Source organism: Enterobacter oligotrophicus (genome assembly GCF_009176645.1).
GTDB classification, from domain to species: Bacteria; Pseudomonadota; Gammaproteobacteria; order Enterobacterales; family Enterobacteriaceae; genus Enterobacter; species Enterobacter oligotrophicus.
In genome coordinates, this window is the sequence record NZ_AP019007.1 from 3,792,818 (window position 1) to 3,807,485 (window position 14,668).

Sequence of the window (14,668 nt, forward strand, 5' to 3'; positions counted from 1 at the left end):
TTACGCGTGAGATCAGCACCTGAAGTCCGTCAGATGAGCCACGGTCTCACGATTCAAACACGCCGCCAGGGCGACAAGCAGTTGGTGGGTCTGGTCGATATCCTTCTCATCGGCAATCGACGCCGCACAATGTCCGTGTCGGGTGGGAGGACCAAGCACCACCGTGGGGACACCTGTGCCGGAGAGGTGGATCGCCCCCCCATCGGTGCCGCCATTGCTGAACATGTCTTTTTGCAGCGGAATACCCAGCGGGCGGGCCACTTTTTCAATGAACGCGGTCAGTTTCGGCGGGGCGATAAGCGTTTTGTCACAGAGCACCAGCATCGGCCCCGCGCCGATCTGCCGATGATTCGCGCTGCCATAATCAAAGTTTTTTGACCAGCAGGCGGTATCAAGCACCAGCGCGATGTCGGGATTGATGGTTCGGGCGGTAGTCTGTCCACCGCGCAGGCCCACTTCTTCGCTGGAGCTGGCGACCAGCCACAACTCGCATTCGAGCGGAGCTTTATGCAGTTCACGCAGCAGGGTGAGCAGCAGATAACAGCCAAGACGATCGTCAAAGGCCTTGCCCATCACGCGGTTGTGGGGAAGGGAGTGAAAGGGCGTATCGAACGTCACGCGGTCGCCCGCGTCGATGCCCGCCGCGAGCACCTCTTCCGCCGAGGCAGCACCGATGTCGACGCGCAGGTTTTCAACGGCGTCGCCTTTTACCTCGCCATCCAGCAGACCGGGGATTTTTTGCCCGTCACGTGTGGTAATGCGCACCGGCTGCAACGTGCGAGCCATCATGCGCACGTTGCCAATCGGCAGGACGTCAATCGCCCCTTCACGCGAGATGCTGCGCACCATAAATCCGACTTCGTCCATATGGGCACAGACCATCACCCTGGGGCCATTATGCTGATTGACGCGGATGAGCACGGAGCCGAGGCCATCAAATTGCACGTCTTTATTGTACTTGTGCGCTTCGTTGATCAGGATGTTACGCACCTCCTGCTCCGACGCCGCAATGGCGTCGGCCTCGCTCAGCGCGCGGAGTAATTCTCTGTCCATCAGTTTTCTCCCGTCGTCAGCAGCGTTTTGTCCATGGTGTAAAGCACCTCAGCCCCCGTTTCTGTCACCAGTATTACGTCCTCGATTCGCACGCCGCCCAGCCCTTCAAGGTAGATCCCCGGCTCAACGGTCAGCAGCATACCGGGCTGCAGCAGAGTCGTATCGGTGGGGGAAAAGCGTGGATTTTCATGGACATCAATACCAATAGCATGGCCGGTATTGTGACCGAACTGCGGGCCGTAGCCCGCGCGGGCAATCACCGTCCGGGCGGCGGCATCCACCTGATTGCAGGGAATGCCAGGACGTATGGCACCGATCGCCGCCCGTTGTGCTTCCAGTACAATCTGGTAAACCGGATATAAAGGATGGTCTTCTGGCTTTTGGTCGTGCCCGGCGACAAGGAAGGTCCTCGTCATGTCCGAGCAAAATCCCTGGTGTTGAGCGCCAAAATCAAGCGTGACCATCTCTCCCGGCATGATGACCTTGTCAGAGGCTTTTCCATGCGGCAGTGCGCCGCGTGGTCCGCTGGCGACGATAGTATCGAATGAGGGTTTTTCCGCCCCCTGTTGTTTCATAAACCATTCCAGCTCGGCGGCGACCTCGCGCTCACGCAGGCCAGGCCGAATAAAATGGCGGATATGCTGCGCGGCTCTGTCGGCAATCTGGCAGGCCGCGCGGATGCGGGCGATGTCGTCCGCGGTTTTTATCTGACGCAATGGATCAAGGGAGATACTGCGCAGCGTCGTGTTCAGCGTTTCGCGCCACTGCGTGCCGGTTTGCCAGCTCACATGTTCGCCCTCAAAGCCCAGCGTGGCGAGCTGCTCGTCGGCAATCAGTCGGTTTACCGTTTGAGTAAACGGGTTTTCAGCACTGAGCAGATGCATCTGGTAGTTGGTAGCACGTGCTGCAATATCGTTGTAATAACGAAAATCCACCAGAATATGCGCGGACGTCCGCGTCACCAGCACGTAGCCCGAACCGGTGGAAATGCCCAGATGCGGCTGTTTGTTCTGACGTGACGCGATCAGTACGCCATCCAGGTTTTCATCTGCCAGCCAGCCACGAAGCGTTGTCAGTAAATCCATTTTGTTACTCCGTTACAGCGTATCGACGGCGAGTTTTCCGCGTTTATGCATGCTGTTGCGAATCATCACCACCAGCAAGGCCGTAATCACTGCGCCGACCAGAATGCTGAGCATATAGGCACCCAGGTTGGTGACCAGCGGCCATGCCCAGATGGCGGATTCAGGGAACCACTGGACGGCACCCAGCGCGGTGGCGGTCATCGCCCCTGCAATGGCACCGATCATGTACGCGGGCAGCGTGGCGACCGGATTTTCCAGCAGGAACGGAATGGCCCCTTCGCTGATCCCCATAAATGCCAGGAACATGGCGGTTTTACCCTGCGGATAAAGCTGCGGGCTGAACAGGCGTTTACCGGTCAGGCGGCGGTCGATAAGCGTTGCCAGGCCCAGGCCAATTGGTGGAATGACAATCGCCACAGCGCGCGAGGTAATCGGCAACACGTGATCGGTGGTCAGCCCCAGGCCGACAAAACCGGCCGCTTTGTTGATTGGGCCGCCAAGATCAATCGCGGTGGCGGCAGCCATGCCGATGGCATACATCATCGAACCGGCTTCGCCTGCCGCCAGCAGTAACGCGCGCATACCGGCGTTCAGCCAGCCGCCAATTGGTGTGATGATGTAATACATCGCCAGCATCACGAACAGCGCGGACAGGATCGGGATCAGGAAGGTGCTTTTAAACGCCAGCAGATACTGTGGCACATTAATGCGGGTGTTTAGCCATTTAACCAGGTAGCCTGCGGCAATCGCGATAATCAGCGCGCCGATAAAGGTGGACGGTACGGGTTTGGTTGCAAGCCAGGTCAGCTTTTCCGCATCGAAATTCAGTACCAGCGTCGGTTGCGTGGCGACCAGACCGCCGATAAACCCGGCCGGGAAGGCCAGCTTGCCGCCGATAGAGTTCGCGACAAACGCGGAGAACATCGGGATGGCGAAGCTGAACAGCAGTCCACCAAAGGATTCGGTCAGGTAACCGAATTTCAGAACGGAAAGGTTAAACCCGGTGAACTTGCCTGAGTTCAGTGCATCCATAATGCCGGTATCCGGTGGAATTTCCAGCCAGACATACGCGATAAGCTGTGAAATGGCGAGGATCACCCCGCCCATAATGAGCGTCGGCACCATGCGGGAGATACCTGACATAATGTGCTGAGGCAGCTCTTTCCAGAATGTATTACCTGTTGCGACCGGTGCGGGTTTGATTGCGAGCGTGTCGCCCTCGTGACTTTCCGGGCGAACCGCACTGCGTTTTTTAATTGCCATGACGAAAACCCCTGAGGTGGAAAATTATTATTGTTCTGCAGCAATCATCTCTTCGATCTCTTTCAGGGTGCCTGCCGCATTTTTAATCGCATCCTGAAGGGTGATTTCATAGACGTCGCGCGTTTCAAAGCGCTCGTTATCTTCCGGGGTGATGGCAATGGCGTGGATAATAATGTCTGCTTCGGCGATATCCTGTGCCGTTAAGCGGTTCTGAATACCATCCGCGCCCTGTGTCTCAATTTTGACCTCATAACCCGCTTCCTTTGCGGCATCTTCCAGTGCCTGAGCAGCCATAAAGGTGTGTGCCAGTCCCATCGGACAAGCGCAAAGCGCAATCAGTTTTTTAGCCATTGTGAATCCTCCTGTAGATGACACCGTGATTATGGCGGGGAGGTTTCCTGTGTGTTTACCGGATAAATAATGCAATAGCCGGAGGAATGATGCTTGTGATCGGAAGTGTGACGCTTATCGTCATATAACGGAAATGAATGAAATACCGGGCAAAATGTTGCCCGGCCGGGGGATCAGTAACCGACTTTATCGATCACAAATTGCTTGCCGCAGTTACCCGGATGCGGTTGCGGGGCAAAGGAACCGGAAGAGAGAGGATTGTTAATGGTGTCCGCTTTTAATGAGATCTGTATTTCTGTCAGGTAGGCAGGGTTGCCATTGCAGGTGAGCTTGACGGCTTTGACATTCTGCTTACCCCAGCTTTCAGCAACGGCTCTGTCAAAGTCGCGGCGGCTCACGGTTTTACCGTAATTTTCTGCGAGGAATTTCCCCACGGCACTGCTTTTGACTTCCTGATTCATGCGCACCATCGTGCCGAAATACGCATCAGGATCGAAACCAAAGCAAACCCCGTGTTTGGCATATTCGTAACGCTCCAGGCATGAATTCCCGCCTGCGCCGGGCATGACGCTGTTTAGTTTTGCTGCCCCCGACAGGGAAAGCCCGGTTTCAGCGGCGGCGCATTTGCGGCTGGCTTTCGCTTCCGGCATGTTCGGGATCGGGCGGGTGGCACAACCAAAACGCATCCAGCGGCGTTCATCCACCCCACGTGCGGCAATTGATTTCGGCAGACCAGGCCACAATCCGTGAACGGTCAGGAAATCTGTTTTTGCCTTACTCTCTTTTTGCAGACGACACTCGTCAGGCTCGTTGCGGTTGCGATCGACCATGCTCTGGCAGAATCCCGTCTGCCACGAAAGGGCTAGAACGTAGCGATCGAAATCACCATATTGCGTTGCCCTGAGGGGTTCTGCTTGTGCGGAGAGTACACAGAGTGCAAGCGCTATAGCGCCAGAGGGGATAACGACATCCTTCCTGAACATTTGATTTCCTGATCGATTGAGCACGATTAATTTCTGGAAATTATTAAAGCACAAAAAGCGCCCGCAGGCGCTTTTTGGCTATGCAGAATTTCGCTCAGGCAGCGCCGGGAACCAGCACTTCCGTGGCGATAATCACAATGATCAGGCCAACCAGCACCGGGACTGAGGTGCGTTTAACCACTTCAAACGGAGAGATTTTTGCCATACCTGCGACAGCCACTACCACGCCTGACACCGGGGAAATGGTACGACCCAGGTTTGAAGCCTGCAGCATAGGAATGGAGAGGTATGCCGGGTTAATACCGGAAGAGTGAGCCAGTTTCGGGATCATCTCGACGAATGCGTAGAACGGCGCATTACCGGAGCCGGTGGTCATCGCCGCCAGCATGGTCAGCACCACCAGCACCAGCATCAGGATAATGCTGGCTGAGCCAAACGACGTGGCGATAGAGATCAGGCTCTGGATAAAGCCAATCGTGCTCAGCCCCTGGGCAAATACGCCTGCGGCTACTAACAGCATCACTACGCCTGCGAACGCATCCGCCATGCCGCGGTATGCGACTTCCAGACCAGAAAATACTTTCTGAGTGTTAAAGCCACGTACAAACTCCAGCAGGGCAGCCAGCAGCATACAGATCACCAGAATGGTGATGATATGCAGTTGCGGACCCCATTTGCCGTCAAAAATGAGGACGCCAATAATTGGCGTGAACGGCAATATGGAATAGAACGCCGGGGCGGTGGTGGTGATTTCACTCACGTCCATCATTTCGTGGCTGATATTCTCTTTATTATCGAGATAGCGCTGCCAGAAGAAGTGTGCAATGCCCATGCCGATAATGGCGATAATGGAGATCGGCAGCGTGGTTTTAAAGGCGAAGTCGATGAGAGACATTTCAGCCGCTTTCGCTGCCAGAACCACGTCACCAGAGGTGGGTGAAAGAATAATTGCTGCCGGTGAAGCACAGATAGCGGCTGCCGCACCCCGGCTGATGCCAACGTTGACCATGACCGGGAACAGGGTAGCCATTAACAGCACGCCAAGACCAGTTGCCGACGAAACGGCGAGGGACATAAGGCAGGCAAGAAAATAGGCTGCGACCATAAGCAGATACGGGGAGTTGATATACTGCAATGGCTTAGAGGCCAGCTTAACGACCATATCGTTAGCGCCGATATGGGTCATATACGCGGCAAAACCACACAGCATCATAATCATCATGCCCAGATCGCCGCCGCGGCTCATGAGCAGAATTTTAATATATTCAACAATGTCAGTGGCGGTATAACCGGTGCTGGTTTCGCTGGCGGGTAAAACCTGATGACCCATTAGCGCACTAATAATCAGCAGCGTCAGACCACCGACAAATAACACGCCCGTGGCCGAATAGCCTTTAATGATGTAGCGTGCTACACCGACAATAACGACGACTCCGATAAGGAGTTCGATAAACGTAAACATGATTTCCCCTGTATCCTTGCTGCCCGAGAGCACAAATAATCAATAAAAAAGAAGCATGAAATGTGCCGAATTAATGGCCTGCCATTGCTGATTAAAATCAAGAAATAGACTACTAAAGGAGATATCGACGATATTTTTGCCACCGCTACGTCATTTATGCCATATGAATATTGACCGGCTGAATACTCATTATATGTCATTAAAATGATAGTGAAGTGTTAATATCATGAGTGTAGTTTTTCGGATGGTTGATAATGAACGTAAAACTCATTAAAAGCGCTTTTCTTTCATTGTCTCGCCTGCCTATACTCGCACCACTTTTTTCAACCTGATGACGCCGATATGCACGCCAGCTGGACCTATCGCCTGCGCTTCCTTAAAAAACATCTGCTGATGTTTTTGGTGGCCTTTGGCTGGCTGTTAATTCAGAGTCAGGTTGCGATTGCGTCGCATGATTGCTCTATCGATCTGCGGGGGGATGTCGCCGCTATCCAGCATATGGATATGATGGCTAAACCCGGACCGCATAATACAGTGGATGCTTCACCGTTATGTGAAAAACACTGCATGCCGGATCAGGGGCAAAAAGATCCCGCACAGCCTCAGCTTGTGGCGCTTCCTGCCGCCATAACGCTTACCCTAAACACGCCAGATTGCGACGCAGTTAGCCATTCCGCGTGGACAGTAACCCCTCCTGCAGCAGGGCCGCCGGCAACGATTCGTTATTGCCGGTTCAGAGAATAAGAAACCTGTTAATTCGTTAATTTTATTTTCATTTACGTTTAACAGGAGTTTTATCATGCGTGCTTTATTCCTTTCCGCGCTGCTTGGCGCGTCCGTCTCTCTTGCTTCCTTTACCGTTCAGGCGGACCAACGCTGGCAAGGCCACGGTGTGGTTCAGTCTGTTTCTGAAAATTCCGTCATGCTCCAGCACGACGCCATTCCCGAACTGAAATGGCCAGCCATGACGATGCCGTTTACGTTGTCTCCTGGCGCGGCGCTGAACGGTGCAAAACCCGGCGATGAAGTGACCTTCACGCTTGAGCGTGCGGGTGACGGCTTCCGGATTGTCTCGCTGACGCCACAGCGCTAAGCGAGGTCATCATGAAACAACACACACTGAGCCTGTGGCTCGGTGGGGTGCTGTTCGGCCTGTTGAGCTCCGCCGTCCAGGCGGAGCCGTGGACGCTCGAACAAACCCTGACCGAAGCCCAGCGCTATTCCGCAGAACTGTCAGCCAGCCGTAACGAGGCGCAGGCGCTGGATGCGATGGCCGATTCTGCTACCCAGTTACCGGACCCAAAACTGAAGTTTGGTCTTGAAAACGTGCCAGTGCAGGGCAGTAACGACAGGCGACTGACGCGTGAAGGTATGACCATGCAGAAGATTGGCATCATGCAACGCTACGTTAGCGCAGAAAAGCGGGAGCGCAAAGCGCAAACATTTCAGGCGCAGGCGCGCAGCGTGCTGGCGAAATCCGGGGCTATTCGCGCTGCACTTCAGCGTGATACCGCCCAGGCCTGGCTGGATCTGGCGCTTGCGCAGCAGGCGCTGAAAACGGCCAGAACGCTGGTCAGCGAAACGGAACGTCAGCGCGGCGTACAGACGGCAAGCGTGGGGGCCGGAGGCTCAGCACCGGACAGCGTACTGGCACTGCGGATGACCTTAAGCGCCATGCGCGACAAAGCAACGCTCGCGCAGCGGGATGTTCAGCTGGCGCAAAGCCGCCTGTTACAGCTGACGGGGCAAGCCATTACGGATGTGCGCGGGCCGTTACCGCGCTATCAGCGTCTGCCTGCCGATGAAAAAACGCTGGAAGCCGGAATTATTCAACATCCGGAAGTGGAGGCCGCCCGCAGCGAAGCCGAGACCGCGAAAGCCCGTTCTGCGCAATCAGCCGTGGCGGCCATTCCTGACGTGGATGTGGAGGTCTTTTACGCGCATCGTGCTGAAGGGTATGACGATATGGCCGGTGTGATGTTCAGCGTGGATCTGCCTCTTTTTCAGTCAAAACGACAGGACAAAGATTATGCCGCCGATGTTTCTCGCTCGATGCAGGCGGTAGACCAGCTGACGCTGATTAAACGTGAGCATATTGCCCAGGTACAAACCCTGGTGGCGCAGTATCAGGCCGCGCAGACCTTATGGCAGCGTCAGCGGGATGAAGTGCTGCCTTTACAGCGTCAGCGGCTGACGGTGCTGACGGCACAGTATCGTTCCGGGCAGTCTGAACTACCGGCGTTACTGGATGCCCGTCGTGGCGTACTGGATACGGAACTGGCAGTTAATCAGGCCGAGCGTGAGATGGCGCGGACCTGGGCTGCCGTAAACTGGCTGATCCCGCAGGAGCTGGCGCAATGAAAACAACAACCTTAACCGCGGTCGCGGCTGTCGTCATTGTGGCGGCTGGCAGTGGCTATTGGGTGGGGAAAAAACAGTCCCATCAACCAATTGCAGCTTCGCAGCCCTCTGAACGCAATGTGCTGTACTGGTACGATCCAATGATGCCGGGCCAGCGCTTTGATAAGCCGGGAAAATCGCCTTTTATGGATATGGACCTGGTGCCGCGCTACGCCGATGAAGAGAAAGCGGCGGCAGGCGTCGGGATTAGCTCTCAGCAGCAGCAAAACCTGGGGATGAAAACAGCTAAAGCGGAAATGCGACAGCTGGTAACACCGTTCACGGCTTTTGCTTCGGTATCGACGGATGAACGCAGCGTGTCGGTGGTTTCGGCACCGGCCAACGGTGTGGTCTCGAAATTGTTTGTTAAAGCGCCACAGCAGCAGGTGAAAAAAGGTGAGCCGCTGGCGCAACTGTGGATACCGCAGTGGACGACGGCCCAGCAGGAGTATCTGGCTGTCCGCCAGCTTGGCGATGCCGGGCTGACCCGCGCGGCACGTGAGCGGCTGGCTCTGCAGTTTATGCCAGAGGAGGTGATACGTATGCTGGAACGTAGCGGTAAGCCGCAGACCACGCTCACGCTTCGGGCCGCGCAGGCCGGATATGTGGTGAAACTGGATGTGCGGGAAGGGGCGCAAATTACGGCAACGGCACCGCTCTTTGAAATAGCCACGCTCGATCCCGTCTGGCTGGTTATCGACTATCCGCAATCCCAGGCGCAGTCTCTGGCGGTGGGGAGCAAAATGGTGGCAACGACCGAAAGCTGGCCCGGAGAGCAATTCCACGGCACGGTCAGCGAACTGCTGCCACAGATGGAGACGACGACGCGAACGTTGAAAGCGCGCATTGTGCTGGATAATACCGCGCAGAAGCTGAAACCGGGTATGTATCTCACCGTCTCCCGAAGCAAAGAACCCACACGTCAACCCGTTCTGGCGGTGCCGGAAGAGGCGGTCATCAATACCGGGGAGTCATCACGCCTGCTATTAGCAACAGGAGATGGCTATTTCCGTCCGGTAAACGTGGAAACCGGGCTGACGGCGAAAGGGTGGACGGAGATCCGCTCGGGGCTCAACGCGGGCGATAATGTGGTGACTTCCGGCCAGTTCCTGATTGACTCTGAAGCCAGCCTGCGCAGCGTAATGCCGGAGGTGACGCCATGATTGCGGCAGTGATTCGGGCTTCATTACGCAACCGGCTGCTGGTGATCCTTGCGGCGCTGGTCATGGCGGGCTGGGGCGTGTGGGCGGTACAGCGTGCGCCACTGGACGCGCTTCCTGATTTGTCGGACGTGCAGGTGATCGTCAAGGCGAGCTATCCCGGTAAAGCGCCACAGGTGATTGAAGATCAGGTGACCTGGCCGCTGACAACGTCGATGTTGTCCGTGCCGGGAGCAAAAACCGTGCGTGGTTTTTCTATGTTTGGCGATGCGTATATCTACGTACTTTTTGAAGATGGCACCGATCTCTACTGGGCGCGCTCAAGGGTACTGGAATATTTAAGCCAGGTGCAGGCGCAGTTTCCGGCAGGAGTGAAGGTGTCGCTCGGGCCAGACGCCACGGGCGTAGGCTGGATCTATGAATACGCCCTGATCGACCGCAGCGGCAAACATAGCCTGGCGGATCTGCGCGCCATTCAGGACTGGACGCTGAAGTTTGAGCTTAAGACGGTCCCTAATGTCTCAGAAGTGGCGAGCATCGGCGGGATGGTGCGTCAGTATCAGATCGTGGCCGATCCGGCGAAGATGCGGGCGTTAAATATTACCCATAGCCAGCTCGCCAGTGCTGTTCAGGCCGCAAATAAGGAGAGCGGCGGCGCATTGCTGGAGAGAGGGGAGGCGGAGTATATCGTGCGCACCACGGGCTATTTACGCTCGCTGGATGATTTTCGCAACGTGGTCATCGCCAGCCGCAATGGCATACCTGTTCTGCTCAACGATGTCGCGACCATCGGCTTCGGTCCGGAGATCCGCCGTGGTGTGGCAGAACTGAACGGAGAAGGCGAGGTGGCCGGTGGCGTGGTGGTGATGCGCTACGGACAGAACGCACTGGAGACGATTCATGCGGTGAAAGAGAAGCTGCATGCGCTGCAGAAAACATTGCCACAGGGCGTTGAGATTGTTCCGGTGTATGACCGCTCAACCCTGATCGAGGAGTCGGTTAAAACGCTTTCCCATAAACTCCTTGAAGAGTTTGCCGTTGTGGTGGTGGTTTGCGCGCTGTTCCTGTTTCATTTTCGTTCCGCGCTGGTGGCGATAGTCTCTCTGCCGCTGGGTATCCTGGGTGCCTTCGTCGTGATGCATTATCAGGGTATCAACGCAAACATCATGTCACTCGGCGGAATTGCAATCGCCATCGGGGCGATGGTGGATGCGGCGATCGTGATGATTGAAAACATGCACAAAGTGCTGGAGCAGTGGCGGCATGATAACCCAGGTAAAAATCCGTCTTCCGGTGAATACTGGCAGCTGGCCGAGCGTGCGGCGGTGGAAGTAGGGCCTGCGCTCTTCTGCAGCCTGTTAATCATTACCTTGTCGTTTATTCCTGTGTTCTCGCTTGAAGCGCAGGAAGGGCGAATGTTCTCGCCGCTGGCGTTTACCAAAACCTGGTCGATGGCCGTTGCCGCAGGGCTTGGGATCACGCTGGTTCCCGTTTTGATGGGTTATTTTATTCGCGGGAAAATCCCGGATGAGAAGGCTAACCCGATCAACCGCGTGCTGATCCGCCTGTATGAGCCGCTGCTGGATAAAGTGCTCACTTTTCCGAAAACCACGCTCGTGCTGGCGTTTGCGCTTTTACTCGCGACGTTCTGGCCGTTGAGCCGCCTGGGAAGTGAATTTATGCCCCCGCTGGACGAAGGCGATTTGCTGTATATGCCGTCAACGTTGCCGGGCATTTCTGCCAGGGAGGCATCACGGCTGCTGCAGCAAACCGACAGGCTTATCAAAAGCGTACCGGAAGTCGCCAGCGTGTTTGGTAAAGCCGGACGGGCGGAGTCGGCCACCGATCCTGCGCCATTAACCATGCTGGAAACCACCATTCACTTTAAGCCACGCGACCAGTGGCGGCCGGGAATGACACCCCAAAAACTGGTGGAGGAGCTGGATAAAACGGTCTCAGTGCCAGGAATTGCGAATGTGTGGGTGCCGCCGATCCGTAACCGTCTGGATATGCTGGCAACCGGGATAAAGAGCCCGGTCGGTATTAAGGTGAACGGCAATAATATTGCCGATATTGAGCGGGTAGCTCAGCAGATAGAGCATGTCGTGAAGCAGGTTCCAGGCGTGACGTCGGCGCTGGCAGAGCGCCTGACGGGCGGTCGCTATGTGGATATTCGCATCGACAGACAAAAAGCGGCGCGCTATGGCGTATCTGTCGACGAACTGCAAAGCATGGTCGCCACACTCGTGGGAGGAGATAACATTGGTGAGGTGATCCAGGGGCGCGAACGTTATCCCATCAATCTGCGTTATCCCCGCGATCTGCGCGATAACGTCGACAAGCTGCGGATCTTACCGGTTATTACCGCGAACGGTAGCCAGGTGGCACTGGGTGAACTGGCCGATATCGTCGTGACTGAAGGCCCGCCGATGCTTAAAAGTGAAAACGCGCGACTATCCAACTGGATCTATGTGGATTTGCGCGGACGCGATCTGAAATCTGCCGTGGATGAGATGCAGAAGCGGGTGGCTGAGAACGTGGTTTTACCGCAAGGCGTTTCGCTCTCCTGGTCAGGGCAATTTGAATATCTGGAGCGGGCAACCGCGAAGCTAAAAATAGTGTTGCCGGTGACGTTAATGATTATATTTATACTGCTCTGGCTGACCTTCAAACGGATTGCTGACGTCTTAATAATAATGGGGACATTACCGTTCGCACTTATTGGCGGGGTGTGGTTATTGTGGCTTCTTGAATATAACCTCTCCGTGGCGGGGGCGGTAGGATTTATAGCCCTGTCAGGTGTTGCTGCTGAATTCGGTGTAATTATGGTTCTCTATCTGAATCATGCGCTGGATAAATATCGTGATCGTGAACCTGAGGGCGGAAATGCCATGCTGATGCGCGCAATCCACGAAGGTGCAGTGCTGCGCGTGCGGCCCAAAGTGATGACCGTTGCCACCATTATGGCCGGGTTGCTGCCTGTTATGTGGGGCGGCGGTAGCGGCTCAGAGGTGATGCAGCGCATTGCTGCCCCAATGATTGGTGGAATGATCACCGCCCCGTTATTGTCGATGTTGGTTATTCCGGCACTCTATAAATTGTTACATCAACGTTAAATTTGTATCCTGCATGCGCTTATTACGGCGTGCAGGATTGTCTTTATCAGAATATTCCCATGATTTCCGTTGTTAACCAGGAATTGCACTGATGTTGTTAAGACTTCATTCAACTATTCTGTGGTAAGCTCTGCTCCGAATACAAAGAATGGTAATTGCATTGTGATTGTACGTAATAAATTTTTCCTGATTTTAGTGTTTATTTCTGGGCTGTTAACGTTCTCTTCTGTGGCAAATGCAGAGGGCAGCGCGACAGGGAAAGGCTGGTTCTCCACGTTTACGGATAACGTCGCGGAAACCTGGAAGGAACCAGAACATTACGATCTCTATATCCCGGCGATAACGTGGCACGCACGTTTTGCGTATGACAAAGAAAAAACAGACCGCTACAACGAGCGCCCCTGGGGGGCGGGTTTTGGTCAGTCCCGCTGGGATGAACAGGGAAACTGGCACGGCCTGTACCTGATGGCGTTTAAAGATTCCTACAACAAATGGGAACCGATTGGCGGCTACGGCTGGGAGAAAACCTGGCGTCCGTTAACGGACGACAACTTCCGTCTTGGCCTGGGGTATACGGCCGGGTTCACCGCCCGTGATAACTGGAAGTACATCCCTGTGCCGGTATTACTTCCTCTGGCGTCGATTGGCTATGGTCCTGCTACGTTCCAGATGACCTATATCCCTGGTACTTATAACAACGGTAACGTTTACTTCGCCTGGATGCGTTTTCAGTTTTGACTGAATTAACTTTACATTCTGGCGAAAAAACGCACTGCCGTTGAATCATAAAGGATAAAAATCGGCCTCTGAAAATTAACGCGACTTTTGTCACTTTTTATCAAAGATCCGCTGGACAAAACGGCCGACAATTGTTGTACTGATACCCGACACAGCATTTGTGTCGTTTTTTAATGTAAAGGTAATTTTGATGTCTAAGATTAAAGGTAACGTTAAGTGGTTTAATGAGTCCAAAGGATTCGGTTTCATTACTCCTGAAGATGGCAGCAAAGATGTGTTCGTACACTTCTCTGCAATCCAGTCTAATGGTTTCAAAACCCTGGCTGAAGGTCAGCGTGTTGAGTTTGAAATCACTAACGGTGCCAAAGGCCCTTCTGCTGCTAACGTAATCGCTCTGTAATTCAGACGCGTCAGCAAGAATTTCAAAACCCGCTCATTGAGCGGGTTTTTTTCGTTTTGAATCAATTAAGCAGATAAATTTTCAGGAAGCTGGCAATAATTAATACGCTCAGCAAAACCATCCCTGTGCTCATCAAACGCTCTTTCATGCTGTCACCCTCGTTCAGTATTGCGCCCAGAGTGACAGAGAAAAATTAAGCCAACATTAACGTCGCGATTGTTATTGCGGGCTGGCTGAGGAAAAGAGCCAAAATGCGATCCCTGTCATCGCAAATGAGCCGAGCATGTTGACGGCAATGTTGGTCAGTGCCCAGCCAGGACGGCCTTCCTGGAAGAGAAACACCACCTCTGCAGAAAAGGTGGAAAACGTTGTTAAGCCACCGCAGAAGCCGGTTGTGATCAATACCTTCCATACAGGATCGATATGGGTCATACGATTAAACCAGGCCAGCCCCATTCCAATGATAAATGCGCCAATCAGGTTCGCGGCCAGGGTTCCCATCGGAATGGCCTGATGCAGGGGATTAAACCGCATACTCAAGAACCACCGCGCAACGCTACCCGTTCCGCCACCAATAAAAACGGCTAAAAGGAGTTGTAACACTGTCAATACCTGCTATTTGATGTGTAAGAACATCGAGTGTAACGCTGTTTATGA

The 14,668-nt window shown here is 54.4% G+C and carries 14 protein-coding genes; 7 read left to right on the forward strand and 7 right to left on the reverse strand.

What is annotated here, in order from left to right:
- Nucleotides 1-12: 12 nt before the first annotated feature.
- From ypdE to dcuC, 6 genes are all read right to left on the reverse strand, one after another.
- Complete coding sequence (gene ypdE / locus EoCCA6_RS18135; RefSeq protein WP_152083833.1) at nucleotides 13-1,053, reverse strand: aminopeptidase; 1,041 nt, start codon at nucleotides 1,051-1,053, stop codon at nucleotides 13-15.
- The gene (ypdF, locus tag EoCCA6_RS18140; protein WP_152083834.1) at nucleotides 1,053-2,138 is read right to left on the reverse strand and encodes an aminopeptidase; all 1,086 of its coding nucleotides are present in this window, start codon (nucleotides 2,136-2,138) and stop codon (nucleotides 1,053-1,055) included. The genes ypdE and ypdF overlap by 1 nt, the downstream gene beginning before the upstream one ends.
- A 12-nt stretch (nucleotides 2,139-2,150) precedes the next feature.
- Complete coding sequence (locus EoCCA6_RS18145) at nucleotides 2,151-3,401, reverse strand: PTS fructose transporter subunit IIC (RefSeq protein ID WP_152083835.1); 1,251 nt, start codon at nucleotides 3,399-3,401, stop codon at nucleotides 2,151-2,153.
- Between the two features lie 27 nt (nucleotides 3,402-3,428).
- Nucleotides 3,429-3,752, reverse strand: coding sequence for a PTS fructose transporter subunit IIB (locus tag EoCCA6_RS18150; protein ID WP_152083836.1), 324 nt, complete (start codon nucleotides 3,750-3,752; stop codon nucleotides 3,429-3,431).
- Between the two features lie 173 nt (nucleotides 3,753-3,925).
- Entirely contained in the window at nucleotides 3,926-4,735 is an 810-nt protein-coding gene (rna, locus tag EoCCA6_RS18155; RefSeq protein ID WP_152083837.1) for a ribonuclease I, read from the reverse strand.
- Nucleotides 4,736-4,829: 94 nt separating this feature from the next.
- Nucleotides 4,830-6,197 (reverse strand): anaerobic C4-dicarboxylate transporter DcuC, encoded by a 1,368-nt coding sequence (gene dcuC, locus EoCCA6_RS18160; RefSeq protein ID WP_152083838.1) that lies wholly within the window; start codon nucleotides 6,195-6,197, stop codon nucleotides 4,830-4,832.
- Nucleotides 6,198-6,539: 342 nt separating this feature from the next.
- Between dcuC and EoCCA6_RS18165 the strand changes: the two genes are divergently transcribed.
- From EoCCA6_RS18165 to cspE, 7 genes are all read left to right on the forward strand, one after another.
- Entirely contained in the window at nucleotides 6,540-6,941 is a 402-nt protein-coding gene (locus EoCCA6_RS18165; RefSeq protein ID WP_152083839.1) for a hypothetical protein, read from the forward strand.
- 55 nt (nucleotides 6,942-6,996) lie between these two features.
- Nucleotides 6,997-7,290: a copper-binding protein gene (locus EoCCA6_RS18170; RefSeq protein WP_152083840.1), complete on the forward strand. Its 294-nt coding sequence runs from the start codon at nucleotides 6,997-6,999 to the stop codon at nucleotides 7,288-7,290.
- Nucleotides 7,291-7,301: 11 nt separating this feature from the next.
- The gene (locus tag EoCCA6_RS18175) at nucleotides 7,302-8,558 is read left to right on the forward strand and encodes a TolC family protein (RefSeq protein ID WP_152083841.1); all 1,257 of its coding nucleotides are present in this window, start codon (nucleotides 7,302-7,304) and stop codon (nucleotides 8,556-8,558) included.
- Nucleotides 8,555-9,760, forward strand: a complete 1,206-nt coding sequence (locus tag EoCCA6_RS18180) for an efflux RND transporter periplasmic adaptor subunit (RefSeq protein WP_152083842.1) — start codon at nucleotides 8,555-8,557, stop codon at nucleotides 9,758-9,760. Before EoCCA6_RS18175 ends, EoCCA6_RS18180 begins: the two co-directional genes overlap by 4 nt.
- The gene (locus tag EoCCA6_RS18185) at nucleotides 9,757-12,873 is read left to right on the forward strand and encodes an efflux RND transporter permease subunit (RefSeq protein ID WP_152083843.1); all 3,117 of its coding nucleotides are present in this window, start codon (nucleotides 9,757-9,759) and stop codon (nucleotides 12,871-12,873) included. Before EoCCA6_RS18180 ends, EoCCA6_RS18185 begins: the two co-directional genes overlap by 4 nt.
- A gap of 120 nt (nucleotides 12,874-12,993) precedes the next feature.
- Nucleotides 12,994-13,611 carry a lipid IV(A) palmitoyltransferase PagP gene (pagP, locus tag EoCCA6_RS18190; protein WP_373308822.1) on the forward strand — a complete coding sequence of 206 codons (618 nt, stop codon included), beginning with the start codon at nucleotides 12,994-12,996 and terminating at the stop codon, nucleotides 13,609-13,611.
- Nucleotides 13,612-13,801: 190 nt separating this feature from the next.
- Nucleotides 13,802-14,011 carry a transcription antiterminator/RNA stability regulator CspE gene (gene cspE / locus EoCCA6_RS18195; protein WP_002439184.1) on the forward strand — a complete coding sequence of 70 codons (210 nt, stop codon included), beginning with the start codon at nucleotides 13,802-13,804 and terminating at the stop codon, nucleotides 14,009-14,011.
- Nucleotides 14,012-14,230: 219 nt separating this feature from the next.
- On the opposite strand, the gene crcB is transcribed toward cspE, so the two are convergent.
- A complete protein-coding gene (crcB, locus tag EoCCA6_RS18200) occupies nucleotides 14,231-14,614 on the reverse strand; it encodes a fluoride efflux transporter CrcB (RefSeq protein ID WP_152083845.1) in 384 nt (127 codons plus the stop codon).
- Nucleotides 14,615-14,668: the final 54 nt, after the last annotated feature.

Bases quoted from the DNA above. Each gene is read 5' to 3' on its own strand.
- ypdE (WP_152083833.1), bottom strand. From the start codon at position 1,053: ATGGACAGAGAATTACTCCGCGCGCTGAGCGAGGCCGACGCCATTGCG.
- ypdF (WP_152083834.1), bottom strand. From the start codon at position 2,138: ATGGATTTACTGACAACGCTTCGTGGCTGGCTGGCAGATGAAAACCTG.
- EoCCA6_RS18145 (WP_152083835.1), bottom strand. From the start codon at position 3,401: ATGGCAATTAAAAAACGCAGTGCGGTTCGCCCGGAAAGTCACGAGGGC.
- EoCCA6_RS18150 (WP_152083836.1), bottom strand. From the start codon at position 3,752: ATGGCTAAAAAACTGATTGCGCTTTGCGCTTGTCCGATGGGACTGGCA.
- rna (WP_152083837.1), bottom strand. From the start codon at position 4,735: ATGTTCAGGAAGGATGTCGTTATCCCCTCTGGCGCTATAGCGCTTGCA.
- dcuC (WP_152083838.1), bottom strand. From the start codon at position 6,197: ATGTTTACGTTTATCGAACTCCTTATCGGAGTCGTCGTTATTGTCGGT.
- EoCCA6_RS18165 (WP_152083839.1), top strand. From the start codon at position 6,540: ATGCACGCCAGCTGGACCTATCGCCTGCGCTTCCTTAAAAAACATCTG.
- EoCCA6_RS18170 (WP_152083840.1), top strand. From the start codon at position 6,997: ATGCGTGCTTTATTCCTTTCCGCGCTGCTTGGCGCGTCCGTCTCTCTT.
- EoCCA6_RS18175 (WP_152083841.1), top strand. From the start codon at position 7,302: ATGAAACAACACACACTGAGCCTGTGGCTCGGTGGGGTGCTGTTCGGC.
- EoCCA6_RS18180 (WP_152083842.1), top strand. From the start codon at position 8,555: ATGAAAACAACAACCTTAACCGCGGTCGCGGCTGTCGTCATTGTGGCG.
- EoCCA6_RS18185 (WP_152083843.1), top strand. From the start codon at position 9,757: ATGATTGCGGCAGTGATTCGGGCTTCATTACGCAACCGGCTGCTGGTG.
- cspE (WP_002439184.1), top strand. From the start codon at position 13,802: ATGTCTAAGATTAAAGGTAACGTTAAGTGGTTTAATGAGTCCAAAGGA.